Here is a 17921-nt window from a genome sequence, read left to right as displayed (position 1 = left end):
AAGCGCCGTTAATCTAACCTTTTGTCTGGAAATGGCGAGCGGAGCGCTGCGCCAATGCTCGCCCGGTGGGCGAGGCCGCGATTTTCTCGATGGCCCGCGGGGGCCCCTCGGCGACGAGTTGCCCGCCCTCCCGGCCACCGCCGGGACCGAGGTCGATGACCCAATCTGCCGCGGCGATGACATCCAGATGATGCTCCACCACCAGCACGCTGTGCCCCGCCGCCCGCAGGCCGCGGAAGGCAGCCAGCAGCCGCTCCACATCGCCGAAATGCAGGCCCGTGGTCGGCTCGTCGAAGAAGTAGAGCGTGTGCGGCGCGGCGGGCTTTGACAGCTCCACGGCCAGCTTCAGCCGCTGCGCTTCCCCGCCCGAGAGCGTGTTCGCCGCTTGGCCGAGACGCAGGTAGCCCAGGCCCAACTCGCCGAGCACCTCCAGCGTGCGGCGCAGCTTTGGCACCGCAGCGAATGCCGTCAAAGCCTCGCCCGCGGTGAGATCCAGCGCGTCGGCGATGCTCATGCCCTTGAATCGCACCTCCAGCGTCTCGCGGTTGAAGCGCTTCCCGCCGCACGAGCGGCAGGTGATCCACGCATCCGGCAGGAAATTCATCTCGATCTTCAGCCGGCCCGCGCCCTCGCAATTCTCGCAGCGTCCGCCGTGGGTATTGAAGCTGAAGCGCCCCGCCCCGTAGCCGCGCTGGCGCGAAAGAGGTAGCTTCGAATACAGGTCGCGGATGGCATCGAACATCCCCGTGAAGGTCGCGGGATTCGATCTCGGGCTGCGGCCGATCGGCGACTGATCCACCGCCACCACCTTGCCGAGGGCGGCCATGCCTTCGATCGCCCGATGGCGCCCCGGAGGATCGCCCCCGCCATTGAAATGCCGCTTCAGCGCGCGCAGCAGCACGTCATCGGCGAGTGTCGATTTCCCGCTGCCGCTGGGGCCGCTGAGGCAGACGATGCCGCCGAGCGGGATGCGGACGTCGAGGTCGCGGAGGTTGTGCTCGCTTGCGCCACGGATAACGAGGGCATCGGGTAGCAGGCCCATTCCCCCGCCCTGCTCCGACTCCGGCAGCGGGGACTCCAGCCAGCGCTTCGTCGGCGAGGTCTCGGGGAAATCCTCCGGCCTCCCGGCGGCAAGCAGCGCGCCGCCTTCCTTCCCCGCTCCGGGCCCGAGCTCGATCATCCAGTCGGCGGCGCGGATCATCTCCTCATCGTGCTCCACCACCACCACGGTATTGCCGCGGTCGCGCAGGCGTTTTAGGGCCGCGATCAGCTTCCCGGTATCCTCGGCATGCAGGCCTATGCTCGGCTCATCCAGCACATAGAGCACACCGGTGAGGCCGCTGCCGAGCTGGGTGGCCAGGCGGATGCGCTGGGCCTCCCCGCCGGAAAGCGTCGCGCTGGAGCGATCCAGACCGAGGTAGCCAAGACCGACTTCCTCGAGGAATCCCAGCCGCTCCGCCACTCCACCGGCAAGCTGTCCGCAAACCTCCGCGCGATCTTCCGGCAGGCACAGGCCGGCGAGCCAGCCCGCGGCCTCCTCCACCGGCAACTCGCAGAAATCCTGAATGCCAAGCCAACGCCCGCCATCGCCCTCGATCCGCACGGCCAGGATCTCCGGCCGCAAGCGCCGCCCGTGGCACGCCCGGCAAGGGCGCTCCGCCATCACGCGGGCGAGCCGCCTCCGCACTGCCTCGCTGTGGGCGTCGCGCAGCTTCCGCTCCGCCTCGACGCAGAGGCCTTCGTACTTTTTGACCTGCTTCTTCTTTTCCCGGCCGATGCGCCAGCCGGTGTCGAAATCGCCGCCGTGAAAAAGCAGCGACTTCGCCTCCTCCGGCAGTTCGTCCAGACGCGCGGTCTCGGGCAACTCGAACATCCGCAGGATTGCTTCGGCCTCGCGGGCGAATGCTTTTTCACGCTGCGCACCGGGCTTCCACCAACCTTTCAGCCCGCCCTTCGCGAGTGGCTTGCTCTCGTCGCCCACCAACAATGCCGGATCGCAAAAGGTCTCCGTGCCGAGGCCTTCGCAGGAGGGACAGGCGCCAAGGTGGGAGTTGAAAGAAAAATGCCGCGGCGTCAGCTCGCCGATCATGAAGCCGGTGGAGGCATTCCGATAGCTGGTCTGGAATGAGATCTCTTTCCACGAGTCATCCTCGGACACAAGCGCCCGCGCCTCGGTGCCGCAGATGCGCAGGGCGGTCTCCACGGAGTCGGCCAGGCGGGCCTCGCCACCGGGCCGCACGACGACGCGGTCCACGACCACCTCGACGTTCTTCGCCTGCTCCGGCCAGGCCTTTGCCGCGTCCTCAAGCTCCAGGATCTCGCCATCCACCCGCACGCGGACGAAGCCTTGCCGCCGCAGATCGCCGATCAGGCGCTCCGGTTCGCGGGCTTCCTCCGCCGGGACCGGGGCCAGCAGCACCACCTTCGTCCCCTCGGGCATCGCGGAGATTGCCGAGACGATGTCCGCCGCCCCCATGCGCTCCAGCTTCTCGCCAGTGACGGGGTCATGCGGAACACCCGCCGCCGCCCACAGGACGCGCAGGTGCTCATGGATCTCCGTGACCGTGGCGACCGTGGACCGGGGATTCAGGCCACCGCTGCGTTGTTCGATGGCAATCGCCGGGCTGAGACCCTCGATGGCGTCCACGTCCGGCTTTTCAAGCTGGTCAAGAAATTGCCTCGCATAAGCCGACAGCGACTCGACGAAGCGCCGCTGCCCCTCGGCGAAGAGCGTGTGAAAAGCGAGCGACGACTTACCCGACCCGCTCGGCCCGGTGATCACCACCAGCTTGCCGCGCGGGATCTCGACGTCGATGCCGCGCAGGTTGTGCTGCCGTGCTCCCCGGATCCGGATGCTGTCCACGGGGAGAGGGAAAAGTTCCAAGCGGGAACTTCCAAGTGCGAAACAAGTCGCCTGCCGAGCAGGACTACTTGCCCGGCGCGAAGACGATAATGCCCGCGCCGATCAGGCAGACGCAGGATCCAACGATGTCCCAGGTGGTCGGATTGGTCTTCTCGACCGCCTTCATCCAAGCGAGCGAGGAAATGAGGTAGATCGCGCTGTAGGCCGCGTACGCCCTGCCCGCCTGCTCGGTGTCGATCCGGGTCAGCGCATAGGCGAAGATGAGAAGCGCCGGCAGGCCCCAGAGAAGCGGGCCGGGACCTTTCTTGAGCCGCAGCCACATCCAGAAGGCGTAGCAACCGGCGATCTCTCCAACGGCGGCAATCAGGTACCAGTAGAGCGTCTTCATCGGAGAGGGAGGAAAGGTTCAAGTGAGAAGTTCCAAGTGCCCAAGCTAGCACGGAGTCTTTCGAGCCACCTCAAGATCGCTTTGCCAGCCCCATGAACTTGTTTCGAATCGAAGACGTATTTCGCCCCCGAGTTGGTGGCATCAATCCGTGTTTCCGGGGTATCCCGAAGTCAAAACGGGAACTTCCCCTTGAAGCCCTTGAGGAGATCGCCGAAGCCGCCTCCGGGGCCGCCGAGGCCGGGCATGCCGCCCATTCCGGGGAGGCCACCCTTGCCGCCGAGTCCCCCGCCCATCTGGCGCATCATCTTGTTCATCTTGTTCGGCGAGCGCATCATCTTGCGCATCTCGCCGAATTGCTTGAGGAGCTGGTTCACCTCGAGAACCTTCACCCCGGAGCCCTTTGCGATGCGTTCGCGGCGCGAGGCCTTGATGATTTCCGGGCGGCGGCGCTCGTCGGGCGTCATGGAAAGCACGATCGCCTCGGTGCGCTTCAGGCGCTTCGGGTCGAAGGCCGCGTCCGGGATCTGCTTCTTGATCTTGTTGAAGCCGGGCATCAGGCCCAGCAGGCCCTTCATGTCGCCCAGCTTCTGGAGCATCCGCATCTGGTCGAGGAAGTCATTGAAGTCGAACTTGCCCTCGGCAAGCCGCTCGATGGACTTCATCGCGTCCTTCTCGTCGATCTTCGAGGCGACCTGCTCGACCATTCCGACGATGTCGCCCATCCCGAGGATGCGGTCCGCCATGCGGTTCGGGTGGAATTCGAAAAGCTGGTCCAGCTTCTCGCCCTCACCCGCATACTTGATCGGCTTGCCGGTGATGGAGCGCATGGAAAGCGCCGCACCGCCGCGGGCGTCACCGTCGAGCTTCGTGAGGATGATGCCGGTGATGCCGACGGCCTCGTCGAAGTGCTTCGCCACGGAGACGGCCTGCTGGCCGGTCGCGGCATCGGCGACGAGAAGGGTCTCCTGCGGCTGCAGGAAGGTGTGGAGACGCTTGAGCTCTTCGATCAGGCGCTCGTCGATTTCCTGGCGACCGGCGGTGTCGAAAATGATCACGTCGTGCCGCTGCGTCTCGGCCCAGGCGAGCGCCTCGCGGGCGACCTTCACCACGTCCGACTCGCTGGCGTCCGGCGTGTAAACCGGCACGTCCACCTGCTTCGCCAGCGTGGCTAGCTGGTCGATGGCCGCCGGACGATAGAGGTCGATCGCCACGAGGATCGGCTTGCGGCCCTCCTTCTTCAGGCGCAGCGCGAGCTTGCCCGCCGTGGTCGTCTTGCCCGCGCCATTCAGGCCGCAGAGCACCAGCCGAGCCGGAGGGGTGAGATCCAGCCCCACCTGATCGCCACCAAGGAGTTCGGCCAGCTCGTCGTGGAAGATTTTGACGATCTGCTCGCCCGGCTTGATCGACTTGAGCACGTCCGCGCCCATCGCCTTTTCTTTGACGTGGGCGATGAACTCCTTCGCGATGCCGAATTCCACGTCGGCCTCAAGCAGGGCGAGGCGGACGTCGCGGAGCGCATCGGTGATGTTCGACTCCGAGATTTTCCCCACCCCCCGGAGGTTGCGGAAGGTCTTGTCGAGGGAGTCGGCGAGATTGGAGAACATGGCGGAGAGAGCTTGGTGTCTGATCAGAGGATTTCCAGCACTTCTATTCCAAGATCGGGATCAGACAGCAAATGGATCCGGTCTGCTGCCTGCCGGAGCTTCGCTTCGATCTGAGCCGTCGAGGTATTCCCGCAACGCAGCCATACGATCTTTGGCGGCGCTCCACGAAGCTTGTTCCAGTCGGCGTAATCAGAGTCATGGGTCACGATCACGAAGCCATTTGCCTTCGCATACTCCCAAATCGGCAGATCGTCCGCTTCAGCCATCCCCAAAAGCCGCACGTGCTGCGACCCGGGAAAAAGGTCATCAAGAGCAGCGACCAAGCGATGGCTGAGATTCTGATCGAAAAGCAGCCTCATGACGACGCAGCCACAAGGTGACTGTCGCGATCCGCCGCAAATGCGAGGCTGGCCTGAATGTCTTCGACGGTGAGATCAGGGAAATCTTCCAGAATTTCGGCATAACTCATCCCGGAAGCGAGCCACCCGAGGATGTCATAGACGGTGATGCGCAGGCCACGGATGCAGGGCTTTCCGCCTCGCTTGCCCGCCTCGATCGTGATCCGTCCGCGAAAATCGCTCATGATGAGGGGAAAATAACGCCGGAAGCCCTCAAGTCGAGACCGCGGTCACTCGACCGGCAGGTAGGCGGCTTCCGCATCGATGCGGAAGGACCAGCGCAGCGGAACTTCGGGGGGCTTGCCCTTGCTGTCCAGCCACGAGACGGCGACTTGGCAAACGGGTGCGCGCAGGCGGCGGTTCACCTGCCACGTGTAGGATTTCGTCTGCTCGTCATAGACGGCCGGGACTTCGCCGAAGCCGCCGACCTTCATCGTCAGCGTCTTCGGGTCCAGATCCGGCACGGTGGAAAGGTCCGCCGAGATCCTCGGCAACCGCGAATCGATGGGCACGCCGGGCTCCGGACGCACGGGGTAAGGAGTGCTCTGCGGCGCGATCTCCGGGCTGTGGGTGGAAGGCGCACCCGCCACCTCGTTGAAGCCCGTCGCGAGGTCGAAGACCCGGTCGCGCGTGCCCAGGATGATGTAACGCGGCAGCGTGTGGTCGTCATTCGAGCGCCGGATCTTCCCCGGCAGCACGGTGAAAAGGTGCTCGTAGCCAAGTGCTTCCGAAATCGCATCCATCTCCGGGGTGTGAATGCCGCCGGGATAGGCGTAGGTAGTAACACTGCCGCCGAATTTCTCCTCAAGGAACAGCTTCGACGCGCCGAACTCGCTGCGCAGGAACTTGTCATAGGCCTCCGCGCCCTTCCGTCGTTGCGGCCCGGGGTAGGAGTGGCTGACGGAGTGGCTGCCGACGGTGGCGCCGTGCTTCTGCATCTCCTTGATCATCTCGGTGGTCAGCGCCTTGCCGCCGCCATCCACGTAGTTCTTGTAGAGGAAGATGGTGAAGGGATAGCCGAACTCCTTCAGGATCGGGTAGGCATCGGTGTAAACGGCCTTCCAGCCGTCATCAATGGTGATGACGATGCTCTTGTCGGCGATCTCCTTTTCCCCGCGCTTCCAGGCCTGGAAGTCCGCCATGGGGATGACCGGCAGGCCGGCGTTCTTGATCGCCTCCATCTGCTTCCGGAATTTCGAGGTCCGGATAACCATTTCCGTCTCGGTGGCGGTCTCGGAGAAATCGTGGTAGCCCAGCACGGACACCCGCACCCCGTCATCCGGCACCGCGGGAGGGGCTGGCTCTGCCGAAGGGGTCACCGGAGCAGGCTCCTGGGCATGGAGCGGCAGGAGCAGGGCGAGCAGGAGGACGAACTTCATCGGACGGGCGCACTGTAGCCACGCCCGGCCCGGTGCGAAGCCCGAATTCGCCATTCTCCCCGGGTCAGGCGGGCCGCGTCGCGTCAGCGGCAGGCACCGGGAGGGCAGCCATGCGCGTCTTGCGCTTGCCCTTTTCCTCAGGCAGCCAGCCGAGGCAGGCACCTGCCAAGGCGAGCGCGACGACGAGACGGGTGGCGTTCATCATGACATGAGTATTTCCACGAATGCCGCTCCGGAGACATTACGTCATGACGTGTGTCCAAATCCGGGGTTGAGTCCGCCGCTCCCCTGCCCCAAAACCCCCCGCGCCAAATGAAGATCGTCGTCGTGGGAAAAGGTGGGCGCGAGCACGCGCTGGTGCGGGCACTGGTGGAGTCACCGGGACGCCCGGAGGTATTCTGTTTCCCCGGCAGCGATGCGATCTTCCAGCTCGCCCAGCCGGTCCCGGCCAGCGGACTGGAGTCGCTGGTCGGCTGGATGCAGGAAAACGGCATCGACCTCTGCGTCGCCGGTGAGGAGAGCTACTTGGTGAAGGGCGAAGGCCTCGCGAATCTCTGCGAAAGGGCCGGCATCCCCTGCTGGGGACCTCACCTCCAGTCCGCCCAACTCGAGGCCAGCAAGGAATTCGCGAAGAAATTCCTGGAGCGCCACGACATCCCCACCGCGAAGGCCACCGCTTGCGCGACGCTGGAGGAGACCGTTGCGGCCATCGGCGGGAAGTACCCCACCGTGCTGAAATTCGACGGCCTCGCCGCGGGCAAGGGCGTCGCGGTGTGCATGGCCGAACCGGAAGCGACCGCATTCCTCGATGAGGTCTTCGTGCAAAACCGCTTCGGACCCGGTCGCGTGCTGGTCGAGGATTTCCTGACCGGCCCGGAGGTGTCGATTTTCGCTGCAATCGTCGACGACCACTACCTGATTTTCACCCCCGCCCGCGATTACAAGCGCCTCGGAGAAGCCGATGCCGGGCCGAATACCGGCGGCATGGGTGCCGTGGCAAGCCGCAGGCTGATCCCGGCGGAGCTGCTCGCGGAGATCGAGCGCGGCATCGTCGGCCCCACCGTTTCCGGCCTGCGGAAGGACGGCCTGCCCTACCGCGGCTTCCTCTACTTCGGCCTGATGCTCACGCCGGACGGCCCGAAGGTGATCGAGTACAACTGCCGCTTCGGCGACCCGGAGTGCCAGGCCGTGATGCCGCTGGTGAAGGGCGACCTCGCCAGCTTCTGCCTCGCCGGGGCAAAGGGCGAGCTGGAGCCTGGAATGATTTCCTTCGACGAGGGCTGGAGCGTCTGCGTCGTGCTCGCCTCGGCGGGCTACCCGGAAAGCTCCCGCAGCGGCGACGTGATCTCCGGCTTCGATGCCGTGGAGAGCGCCCGCATCTACCACGCGGGCACCAAGCTCAATGGCCGCGGCGAATGGGAAACCAACGGCGGCCGCGTGCTCGCCCTCGTCGCCCGTGGCGAGACCCGTGCCGAAGCCGTTACCAATGCCCACGCCGCCACCGACCTCGTTTCCTTTGACGGCATGCAACGCCGCCGCGACATCGGGATCTGCAATTTCGAGGATTGATGGAACGCTTCCGGGTCAGCATCGGGGATGAAGTGCTTCACACCATCGGCGTGAGCGAGCCCGGCGTTCTGACGGTGAGCGTCTACAGTGTGGTGCGCAAACCTGAGGGCGAGTTGCCCGAACACAAATGTAATCTGACGTTGACCGGATTGGATTCCTCAAACCACCACGCCCTTGATTGGGGCGGGTTTTGTCTGGAAGCAGGAGACCGGATCAGTATCGAAGTTCTCCCGGAAGACTCCTTCGACCCGCCAGAATCCAAGACTCAGATCCGCCTGAGGGATCTGGATCCAGCCCCGAAGAGGGCGCCAGAGACAGATGAGGAGGAGCTCCGTAATATCGCCGACGAGCTCGGCTGGAAATTGATCGAGGAAGCTCCGCCTGTAGGGGCAGCAGGGCCCCCGTCATCAGTGCCACCCTTCGTCTCCGCCTTGCCGTCACCCGGGATCGATTGTTCATCGACCCTTGGCATGGAACGTTTCCTCGTTCGTGTCCGGGGTGAGACCCACACCATCGGCGTGCCAGGCCCAGGAGTTCTCTCCGTGATCATCGCCGCGGTGGTTCGCCATGTTCAGGGAGCTGAACCAGACCACGAATGCATGATGGAGTTGGGCGGACTCTGGGCCGACCGCGATACCGCCAACTGGCCGAAGTATGACCTGGTCCCCGGAGACAAGATTGAGATCGAGGTCTTGCCAGAAGGATCTTTCGACATTCCTGTCCGGCTACGGTCTTGGAATCAGATTTCCGAAGAACACCTCGCAGGCAAGCGTGTCTGGGCTAGAAGAACTGCATGGGACCTCGGCTGGACGCTAATTGAAAACGAACCTGAGCCCCATTCCATTTCCAACTAATGAACCGCACCCTCGGACCTGACGACATCGAGCAGGGCATCGTCGCCCTTGCCTCCGCCATTCGCGAAAAGACCGCGGGCAAGCCGATCGCCCTGGTGGGCATCCGCAGCCGCGGCGATGAAGTGGCGGAGCGCGTCTGCAACCACCTCGCCGAAGAAGATCGCGAGCTGGAACTCGGCACGCTCGATATCTCGCTCTACCGCGACGACTACGAGCACCTGCACGAGAATCCGAAGCTGCAGGAAAGCGACATCCCCTTCACCGTCGATGGCGCGCACATCATCCTCGTGGATGACGTGCTTTTCACCGGCCGCACGATCCGGGCCGCGCTCGATGCCCTCTCCGACTACGGCCGCCCGGCCTGCGTGGAGCTGGCCACGCTGATCGACCGCGGCCACCGTGAAATGCCGATCCAGCCGGACTATACCGGCATTTTGTTAGAGACTGCCCGGCACGACCACGTGCATGTTTCCTTGGAAGCCGCCGACGGCGAAGATAAGATCGAGATCGTAACGAAGAAACCGGACTGAGCCATGCTTCCCCAACGCCGGAAATCCGCCGAGGAAATCGCGAAACTCCGCGAATCGCTCGGTATTCCCGGCGAAGCGCAGGAGGAAGCCACCGCTCCGGAAGAGCCCGCCATCGAGACGTCCGCGCCGGTCTCGGCAGACGCGTCTCCCGAAGAGCAAGCCCCGGCTGACCCTGCTGTCGAGGAAGCGGCGAAATCCGAAATCCCCGCACCAAAGCCCCCGGTTACGGCAGAGGAAAAGCCACAGTCCACCGTCCCGCAGCGGCAGGTGCGCTCGCTGCGGAAGTCCGAGCAAAAGCCCGTCGAGCTACCCCGCGTAGAGACAAAGGGCGGCATCCCCGTCCGCCGCCACGACGACCGCGAACTGATGGAGATCCGCCGGGCCCAATCCGCCCCGCCGGAGCAGACCATCGCCCACGTCCAGAGCCAACTCGCTCCTTGGCCGCTCGTCTTCCTGATCTATCTGCTGCCGTTCACCGGAGCTCTCCTCGGCTGGCTCGCCGCATGGACGCCGAAGATCCCGCAGCCGCACTTCCCCGCCCTGTGGATGGGGGATCTCTCGCGAAAGGCGTGGCTGGGGGATGCCGGTTTTGCCGCGCTGACCATCTGCTGCGTGCTCGGCCTCGCCGGTGCCGGGTGGATCGCGAAGAAGAAGCGACTCTCGCGCCACCACGCCGGCTTCATCACCATTCTCGCCGTTCTCATCGCCGTCTTCGGCATCATTCACAAATTCGACCCCACGCATGGCCCGTAAGGACCTCCTCGACATCTCATCGCTCAGCCGGGAAGAAATCGATCTCCTCCTCGGCCAGGCTGTTCCCTTCAAGGAACTCTTCACCCGCTCCGTGAAGAAGGTCCCGGCACTGAAGGGCAAGTCCGTGCTGATGCTCTTCTACGAGCCGAGCACGCGCACCCACTCTTCCTTCGAGGTCGCGGCCAAGCGCCTCTCCGCTGACGTCACGAATTTCGACGTCCCCCACTCCTCGGTCGTGAAGGGCGAGTCCGTCCGCGAGACCATCGAGACCCTGCAGGCGATGCGCACCGACTACATCGTGGTGCGCCACGGCCATAGCAGCCTGCCCTCGATCATCGCCGGAATGACGAAGGCCAGCGTGATCAATGCCGGCGACGGTGCCCACGCCCACCCGACCCAGGCGCTGCTGGATGCCTTCACGCTCCAGGAAGTCTATCCGGAAGGCCTCGCAGGCAAGAAGGTGCTCATCATCGGGGACATCCTCCACAGCCGCGTCGCGCGCTCCACCAGCACCATCCTGAAGCGACTGGACGCGGAGGTCGCCTTCCTCGGCCCCGGCTCGCTGGTGCCGAAGTCCGGACCGGAAAACATCAAGCGCTTCACCGACTACGAGGAAGCGATGAAGTGGAAGCCGGACGTGGTCTATCTGCTGCGCGTGCAGATGGAGCGGCAGGACGTGCAATTCTTCCCCAGCCTGCGCGAATACCATCGCGTCTATGGCATCACCGAGGAGCGCCTGAAGCGCATCGATGGCGAGGGCCTCTGGCTCATGCACCCCGGCCCGGTGAACCGCGGCGTGGAGCTGTGCGATGCCGCGATGGATTACTCCCGCAGCCTGATCAACCGGCAGGTGGAAAACGGCATCGCCGTGCGCATGGCCGTGCTCTACTGGCTGAAGCCCGGCGGCGGCGGCGAGGAAGGCTGACGGACCCCGGCACGCCCGGAAATTTCATCGCCCTGCCAGCCGCGCCGCCGCAGACTGGCGGGGATGATTTCGCTCCGGCAGCTCACGAAGCGCTTCGGCACGCAGACCGCGGTCGATTCGCTCACGCTCGACATTCCCGCCGGACAGATCGTCGGCCTGCTGGGGCCGAATGGCGCTGGGAAATCCACCACGCTCAAGATGCTGACCGGCCTGCTGGTCCCCACATCCGGCAGCGCCACGATCTGCGGGCACGACCTGCTGCAGGAGCCGATGGAGGTGAAGCGGAACGTCGGCTTCGTCCCGGATTCCGGTGCGGTCTTCGAGTCGCTGACCGGCCTGGAGTATCTGGAGATGGTCGCCGCACTCTACGGCATCCCGGCGGAGGCGGCACGCGAGCGCATCCGGCAGTTCATCGCCTTCTTCGACCTGAGCTTCGAGACGCTGACGGACAAGCTGCTCGGCGCGTATTCCAAGGGCATGCGGCGGAAGGTGGTGATCACCGCAGCGCTGCTGCACAATCCGCCGGTGGTCTTCTTCGACGAACCCCTCGACGGGCTCGATGCGAATGCCGCGGTCGGCTTCAAGGCACTGATCCAGACGCTCGCCCGCGAGGGAAAGGCAATCGTCTATAGCTCGCACATCCTCGATGTAGTGGAGCGCGTCTGCGACCGCGTCATCATCATCGACCAAGGTCAGGTGAAAGTGGATGGCGAGCCCGCCGAACTCGTGCGCCGTCACGAAGCGCGCTCGCTGGAGCAGCTCTTCACCAGCCTGACTGGCGGGCAGGATCTGGAGCGAAAGGCGGAAGACTTCGCGAGGACCTTCCGGCCGTGAATGCCCCCGTCCCATCATCACCGCTCGCCGGCAAGACGCTGCGGAAGCTCTACCTGACGCTCTTCCTGCGCGGCCGGAGTTCGCGCGGGCTGAACAAGGACGGCACGCCCGCCTCCATCGCCTCGAAGCTGAAGGGCACGCTCTTTGTTTACACGCTCGCCGGGATGATGGCGCTGACGATGCTGCGCCAGCCGTCCTTCGCGCTGTCCTTCTATCTCCACGGCGTGTCGCTGCTGTTCCTCGGCATGTTCGTCGCGGTCTCGGCGGGCGAAATTCTTTTCAACAAGGACGAGCCGGAGATCCTGCTGCACCGGCCGGTGGACGTGCGCACGCTGCTGTGGGCAAAGGTCTCGGTGCTGGTGCGCGTGTCTCTGTGGGTGGCGGGCACCTTTAATCTGGTGGGCACGGTCGCCGGAGCGCTCACTTGGACGCCGCTCTTCGCGGCCGCTCACCTGCTATCCACGACGATCTCGGCGCTCTTTTGCACCGGCAGCGTGGTGCTGATCTACCAGCTCTGCCTGCGGTGGTTCGGCAGGGAGCGGCTGGACAATCTGATGACCACCGCCCAGGTGCTGCTCGCCATGGCGCTGGTCATCGGCAGCCAGACGGTGCCCTACCTGCTGCGCGGGATGGAGGGACAGACCGACTTCATCACGGGCAAGTGGTGGATCTTCCTGCTACCGCCCGCGTGGTTCGCAAGCCTGGACGAAGTGATCATCGGCAATGGCACGGCGGCGGGCGGGGCCCTCGCCGCCACGGGCATCGTCGCCACTGTCGCCGTGATGGCCTTGGCATTCGGCAAAATGGCGGGCGTCTATGAAGAAGGCCTGCAATCGCTCGCCGAGTCTCGCCCGCGCGCGCCACGCTCCACCGGTGGACGCCGCCTGCTGGATCGCGTGGCGGACCTGCCCCCGCTTTCGTGGCTGCTGCGTGATCCCGTGACACGCGCCGCCTTTCGCCTCTCCGCGGCCTACATGCTGCGCGATCGCGACATGAAGCTGCGGCTCTACCCCGGACTCGCGCCCATGCTGGTGATGCCTATCATCTTCCTGGTGCAAGGCCGCGCCGCCGCGGAATTCGGCATCGCCATCGCGGGTGGCTACATCGGTCTGGTGCCGGTCACTGCGATGGGCCTGCTGCAATTCTCGCAGCACTGGCAGGCGGCGGATCTCTATCGGCTTGCACCTGTCCCCGGGCCGGGTCGCTTCATCCTCGGCGCGGTGGCCGCCACCGGCACAGTGCTCGTCGCGCCCGCGCTGCTGCTGCTCGGCACCATCATGGCATTGCTGCCCGGCGGCTTGGAACACCTGCCGCTGCTGCTGCCCGGTCTGATCGCGCTGCCGGTCTATGCGCTCGCTCCCGGTGCCATCGACAAGGCGGTGCCGCTTTCCAAACCCACCGACGCCTCGAAGTCCGCCGGGCGCGGGGCCTCGATGTTCCTGCTGATGCTGAGCTCGATGATCCTCCCAGGACTCGGTCTCGCCGCGAAATACATGCACGCCTTCGGCATCTTCCTCTTCATCGAAGCCGTGGCCTCCGCGGTGATCTGCTTCCTGCTCGTGCGGTCGATTTCCGCGAAGAAGTGGGATCCCATCGAGTGACATGGCTCCCACCGACGAGACCGGCGGGGACGTGGCCTCGCACTACGACGAGCTGGACCCGGTGTATCGCAGCCTGTGGGGTGAGCACGTGCATCACGGGCTGTGGGAAACGGGCAGCGAGTCCCCCCTGGAAGCGGTGGCAAAGCTCAGCCGCCACGTGGCGACCCGTGCCGCGATCAAAGCCGGTGACCGGGTCTGCGACGTAGGCTGCGGCTACGGAGCGACGGCCCGGATGATCGCGGCGGAATACGGTGCACAGGTGACGGGCATCACGATTTCGCCAAAGCAGCACGCCGCGGCGGCTGCGACCGCCGGGCATGGCACGGACTTCGTGCTCGGGGACTGGATGCGGAATGATTTCCCCTGCGGGAGCTTCGACGTGGTGATCGCCATCGAGAGCACCGAGCACCTGCCGGATGTCGCACGGGGCATCGCGGAAATGGCGCGCGTGCTGGTGCCCGGCGGACGCGTCGTCATCAGCGCGTGGATGGCTTCATCGGCACCGCGAGAGTGGCAGCGTCGGCATCTGTTAGACCCCGTCCGCCGCGAGGGCCGCCTCTCGGGCATGGGTGCCGAAGAGGATTACCAGCGCTGGATCGCCGACGCCGGGCTCGAGCTGCGAAGTGCGGAAGACCTCAGCAAGAAGGTCCGGCGCACCTGGCCCGCCACCATCCGGCAGACCATCGCAGGATTCTTCCGCGATGCCGGGCTGCGTCGCTACCTACTGAAAGACCACCCGCGCAATCTAGCCTTTGCCCTCACGCTATTGCGCGTGTGGCTCGCCTATCTGACAGGCGCGATGCGCTACGTGGTCTTCACCGCGGAGAAGCCGCACGAGAAGTGACAGCCGCCGCTTACTTCAGGGCCACGCGCAAGATGCGGTCGTCGGAAGTGAGGTAGAGCCGCTTGCCCTTCTCGCCAAAGGCCACGTTCGCGGTCGGGCGTCCGCAGAGAATGCGTCCGAGCAGCTTGCCCTCCGGACTGAGGATCAGGCAGCCCCCCGGCCCCGTGGAGAAGACATTGCCCTTCGCATCCACCTTCAGGCCATCCGGCGCGCCGGGACCCTTGAGGTCCTTGCAATTGAAGAAAAGCTTCCCCTCACCCGCCGAGCCGTCGTCCTTCAGCGGATACGCCATGATGATCGGCGCGGGTCCGTGCGACTGCGCGACGTAGAGCGTCTTGCCGTCCGGCGAGAGCGCCACGCCATTCGGCCGGTCGAGTTCCTTCGTGATGAGCGAGACCTCTCCCTGCGGCGTCACGCGATAGACGCCGTGGAAATCCAGCTCGCGGAATTCCTTGTCGTTCTCCCGACCCGGCATGCCGTATGGCGGATCGGTGAAATACACGTCGCCGTTCTTCGCGATGGCGAGGTCGTTCGGCGAGTTGAAGCGCTTGCCCTCGAAATTGTCCGCCAGCGTGCGCTTGCCACCGCCCGGCGTGAGATACGAGACGCGGCGATCGCCATGCTCGCAGAAATAGAGCTGCCCCTTGTCATCCATCGCGATGCCATTCGATCCCGGCTCGGAGCCGTACGGGGCCACGCCGGTGTAGCCGGAGGGCTTCATGAAGACGGACGCCTCGGTGTCGCCCTCCTTCCATTGGTAAGCGATGTTCCGCGGCACATCCGAGAAGATCAGCCGCTGCCCCTTCTCATCCCACACCGGTCCCTCGGCCCAATCGAAGCCCGTGCACAGCGTCTCGATCTTCGCGTCGGGATCGAGGATCGCATCCAGCGCGGGATCGAGGCGTTCGATGCTTTCCTGGGCAGACGCCAGAGCAGGGATCAGGGCGAGAAGACAAAAGGCTTTCATGGTCCGTCCCTCTACGCGCGCGAAGGCATGAAGTCTTCGGGGAAAGATGTCATTTCCCCGGCTCGGCCTTCCCCGAGCCCAGAAACTCGAACTTGCCATCCTTCCCGATGATCACCGCCCCGCCGTAGGTGTTCACAAAAAGGCGACCGTCCTCCATGACACCGAACTGCTTCGGGCACCCCGGAAGCGCGTGCATAAGACGCACCTGCCAAGCGCCAGGCTCTCCTACCACTTCGTAAACCATGCCCACGTCAATCCCCAGGTGATTCAATCCGGACAGGGCAACCCAACGGCCATTCCATTCAAAGAAACCCAGGATATTCTCTTGCAGCAGGCGCTCCACCTTGTCCTCCCCAGAAAACACGAAAAGCCCCCCACCCCAATCCCCGGTACACAATCCCAGCAGGGTGTCTCCACCAACCTTTCTATGTCCCGAGAGTTCGCAAGAATCATCCCATCCCGCTTTCCCTGCTGCGACCGCGCCCTTGGAGAGGACCTGATATTCCAGCGGGAAAAGAAGCTCGACCGACCCGTTCCCACCCGACCCAGCGTTCCAAAATGGCCTTTTCTTCTGCTGAAACCCGAGCTTCTCGACGGCCTCGTCCGCCATTGAATCATCCTCGCCGAGAACAAAATATATAAATAAGAAATTCCGGGGCGAAGACAGATTGTCATCGATCAGAGGACCCACTCGAGCCACCAGACCGTCGTTCGGCTTTTCATTCCGGATCGACATCATGGCGTACTCAGCCGCGCTACGGACGCGGGGATACCAGTGGGATTTCTCGAGTTCTTTCAAAGAGTCAAGGGCCCCCTCGGCCTTCCACCTCGATAGCCCGAGACATGCGGAAAATGACACACGCCAATCCTGATCTTTCAGACAGCGGGTCAATTGCGGCCACAGATCAACGCGGTCCATGTACCCGAGAGTCAGACATGCACCCAGCCTGACATTCGGGTCGGGATCATCCAGCAAGCCCACCAGTTCCTCACTCACCGTACCGGCCTCCTTTCCCAGCGCGACAAGCTTCGTGAAGCGATCGATGTCGCGGTCCTCCCGGGCCACCGCCACGGCGTCGCGCAATGTCTCGGCAGCGGACTTCTTCTCGAGTAATTTCACTTCTGAACCTGAAGCCGCAGAGACATCAAGTTCGGGCTCGGCGGCAACAGGTTGCCCACAAGAAAGGACAAAACATAACCAACGCCACGTCATGATCCCCTATCCTGCGCCAATCTATCCGGCGAAGGGAAGCGAATCATTCAGGCTCCCAAAACCCGCTCGTAAACCCCGATCACCTTCGCGGTCATGGCGTCGAGCGTGACCTCGTTTGCGACGAGGTCGAAGGACGGGGCGAGGCGGGCATTCAGGCCGGGGAGATCGGCGAGGGCCTGGCGGAGGCCGCGGACCAGCTCCGGGACGGAGTGGGTTTCCATGAGGGCCTCGGCCGGGAGGAATTCCGGGGCGAAGCCGACCCGCGTGGAAATGCTGGGCACCTTCATGTGCAGCGCCTCGGCGAGGGTGTAGGGACCGCCTTCATTCCGCGAAGCGACGACGAAGAGATCCGAGCATCCCATCAGCCCCACGGCATCGTCACGATGGCCAGCCATCCAGACGCGGTCCCGGAGATCGAGGCGGGCAATGATCTCCTCGAGCAGGGGGCGCTGGAGGCCGTCGCCGACGAGCCAGAGCTTGAAGCCGGGCACCTGCGCCATCGCTTCCAGCAGCAGGTCCATCCCCTTCGCGGGGACGAGGCGGCCCACGGTGGAGAAAACCGGTTCCGGCCCACCGAGGAAGGGCGGATTCGTCGCCAGCGCAGCCTCGCGGGTGCCGGGCGGCGGCGGGGCGATGGAATTCCAGATGACCGTGGCCGGGATGCCGCCAAGCGAGTCTCGCACCTGTGCGGATGCCGTGATGACCGCATCGTAGTCGCGGAAGGCTCGCGCGCTCCGCTTGATATTCTGCACGGTGGCCACGCGGCGAATCCCCGGCAGCCAGCGGCGCAGCGAGCGGACCATGCCCCCGGCCTTGTTCGCATGCGCATGGACCACCTGCGGGCGAGCGGAGAGGATTTTCGCTCGCAAGGCGATCAGGTTGAAAGGATTGAGCCGCCCGCCACCCATCGGATGCGCGAGGAAATTCACCGCCGGATCGAAGTGCTGGCGCATCGTTTCATCCGCCACGGCGCTCACGGCATGGCCGAGGGCGGCCTGCCGGTTGGCGAGTTCGATGACGTTTTTTTCAAGGCCGCCCTTTTCGCCAACGCTGGCGAGGACGTGACAGACACGGATCACGCGGCGGAGGCTGGCGGGGCCGCCGGGAACTTCCAAGCGACAAAAACTCCGGCCCGGCCCGCCGGAATCCCGGCCCTCTCCGGGCGCTCACATCCTCCGGGGTTGCGGGGAGAAATCCGC

The 17921-nt window shown here is 64.6% G+C and carries 18 protein-coding genes; 8 read left to right on the top strand and 10 right to left on the bottom strand.

The window, feature by feature from the left end:
* Positions 1-13: 13 nt before the first annotated feature.
* The 7 genes from uvrA to OKA04_RS14075 form a co-directional block, all read right to left on the bottom strand.
* Positions 14-2863: an excinuclease ABC subunit UvrA gene (uvrA, locus tag OKA04_RS14105; protein ID WP_264501824.1), complete on the bottom strand. Its 2850-nt coding sequence runs from the start codon at positions 2861-2863 to the stop codon at positions 14-16.
* 64 nt (positions 2864-2927) lie between these two features.
* A complete protein-coding gene (locus tag OKA04_RS14100) occupies positions 2928-3251 on the bottom strand; it encodes a YnfA family protein (RefSeq protein WP_264501823.1) in 324 nt (107 codons plus the stop codon).
* 170 nt (positions 3252-3421) lie between these two features.
* Positions 3422-4855: a signal recognition particle protein gene (ffh, locus tag OKA04_RS14095; protein ID WP_264501822.1), complete on the bottom strand. Its 1434-nt coding sequence runs from the start codon at positions 4853-4855 to the stop codon at positions 3422-3424.
* 23 nt (positions 4856-4878) lie between these two features.
* Complete coding sequence (locus tag OKA04_RS14090) at positions 4879-5214, bottom strand: DUF5615 family PIN-like protein (RefSeq protein WP_264501821.1); 336 nt, start codon at positions 5212-5214, stop codon at positions 4879-4881.
* Entirely contained in the window at positions 5211-5438 is a 228-nt protein-coding gene (locus OKA04_RS14085; protein ID WP_264501820.1) for a DUF433 domain-containing protein, read from the bottom strand. Before OKA04_RS14085 ends, OKA04_RS14090 begins: the two co-directional genes overlap by 4 nt.
* Before the next feature lie 45 nt (positions 5439-5483).
* The gene (locus OKA04_RS14080; protein WP_264501819.1) at positions 5484-6632 is read right to left on the bottom strand and encodes a polysaccharide deacetylase family protein; all 1149 of its coding nucleotides are present in this window, start codon (positions 6630-6632) and stop codon (positions 5484-5486) included.
* A gap of 64 nt (positions 6633-6696) precedes the next feature.
* Positions 6697-6837, bottom strand: coding sequence for a hypothetical protein (locus OKA04_RS14075; protein ID WP_264501818.1), 141 nt, complete (start codon positions 6835-6837; stop codon positions 6697-6699).
* Positions 6838-6944: 107 nt separating this feature from the next.
* On the opposite strand from OKA04_RS14075, the gene purD reads away from it, so the two are divergent.
* From purD to OKA04_RS14035, 8 genes are all read left to right on the top strand, one after another.
* Positions 6945-8201: a phosphoribosylamine--glycine ligase gene (purD, locus tag OKA04_RS14070; protein WP_264501817.1), complete on the top strand. Its 1257-nt coding sequence runs from the start codon at positions 6945-6947 to the stop codon at positions 8199-8201.
* Complete coding sequence (locus OKA04_RS14065) at positions 8201-9055, top strand: hypothetical protein (RefSeq protein ID WP_264501816.1); 855 nt, start codon at positions 8201-8203, stop codon at positions 9053-9055. Before purD ends, OKA04_RS14065 begins: the two co-directional genes overlap by 1 nt.
* The gene (gene pyrR, locus OKA04_RS14060) at positions 9055-9585 is read left to right on the top strand and encodes a bifunctional pyr operon transcriptional regulator/uracil phosphoribosyltransferase PyrR (RefSeq protein WP_264501815.1); all 531 of its coding nucleotides are present in this window, start codon (positions 9055-9057) and stop codon (positions 9583-9585) included. Before OKA04_RS14065 ends, pyrR begins: the two co-directional genes overlap by 1 nt.
* 3 nt (positions 9586-9588) lie before the next feature.
* Positions 9589-10338, top strand: coding sequence for a hypothetical protein (locus tag OKA04_RS14055; protein WP_264501814.1), 750 nt, complete (start codon positions 9589-9591; stop codon positions 10336-10338).
* Complete coding sequence (locus OKA04_RS14050; protein WP_264501813.1) at positions 10328-11263, top strand: aspartate carbamoyltransferase catalytic subunit; 936 nt, start codon at positions 10328-10330, stop codon at positions 11261-11263. Before OKA04_RS14055 ends, OKA04_RS14050 begins: the two co-directional genes overlap by 11 nt.
* Positions 11264-11326: 63 nt before the next feature.
* Positions 11327-12097: an ABC transporter ATP-binding protein gene (locus OKA04_RS14045; protein WP_264501812.1), complete on the top strand. Its 771-nt coding sequence runs from the start codon at positions 11327-11329 to the stop codon at positions 12095-12097.
* The gene (locus tag OKA04_RS14040) at positions 12094-13698 is read left to right on the top strand and encodes a hypothetical protein (RefSeq protein WP_264501811.1); all 1605 of its coding nucleotides are present in this window, start codon (positions 12094-12096) and stop codon (positions 13696-13698) included. Before OKA04_RS14045 ends, OKA04_RS14040 begins: the two co-directional genes overlap by 4 nt.
* Position 13699: 1 nt before the next feature.
* A complete protein-coding gene (locus tag OKA04_RS14035) occupies positions 13700-14542 on the top strand; it encodes a methyltransferase domain-containing protein (protein ID WP_264501810.1) in 843 nt (280 codons plus the stop codon).
* Positions 14543-14552: 10 nt separating this feature from the next.
* Here the strand turns inward: OKA04_RS14035 and OKA04_RS14030 are convergent, their stop codons facing one another.
* From OKA04_RS14030 to OKA04_RS14020, 3 genes are read right to left on the bottom strand one after another with little or no spacing between them, the layout of a single operon-like run.
* On the bottom strand, positions 14553-15509 hold the full coding sequence (locus tag OKA04_RS14030) for an SMP-30/gluconolactonase/LRE family protein (protein WP_264501809.1): 957 nt from the start codon (positions 15507-15509) through the stop codon (positions 14553-14555).
* 49 nt (positions 15510-15558) lie between these two features.
* Positions 15559-16722: a HEAT repeat domain-containing protein gene (locus OKA04_RS14025; protein WP_264501808.1), complete on the bottom strand. Its 1164-nt coding sequence runs from the start codon at positions 16720-16722 to the stop codon at positions 15559-15561.
* 47 nt (positions 16723-16769) lie between these two features.
* A complete protein-coding gene (locus OKA04_RS14020; RefSeq protein ID WP_264501807.1) occupies positions 16770-17801 on the bottom strand; it encodes a glycosyltransferase in 1032 nt (343 codons plus the stop codon).
* Between the last annotated feature and the right edge of the window lie 120 nt (positions 17802-17921).

Source organism: Luteolibacter flavescens (assembly GCF_025950085.1).
Taxonomy (GTDB): Bacteria; Verrucomicrobiota; Verrucomicrobiia; order Verrucomicrobiales; family Akkermansiaceae; genus Haloferula; species Haloferula flavescens.
Note: the sequence above shows the minus strand (reverse complement) of the source record. Positions and strands in the feature narration are given on the sequence as shown.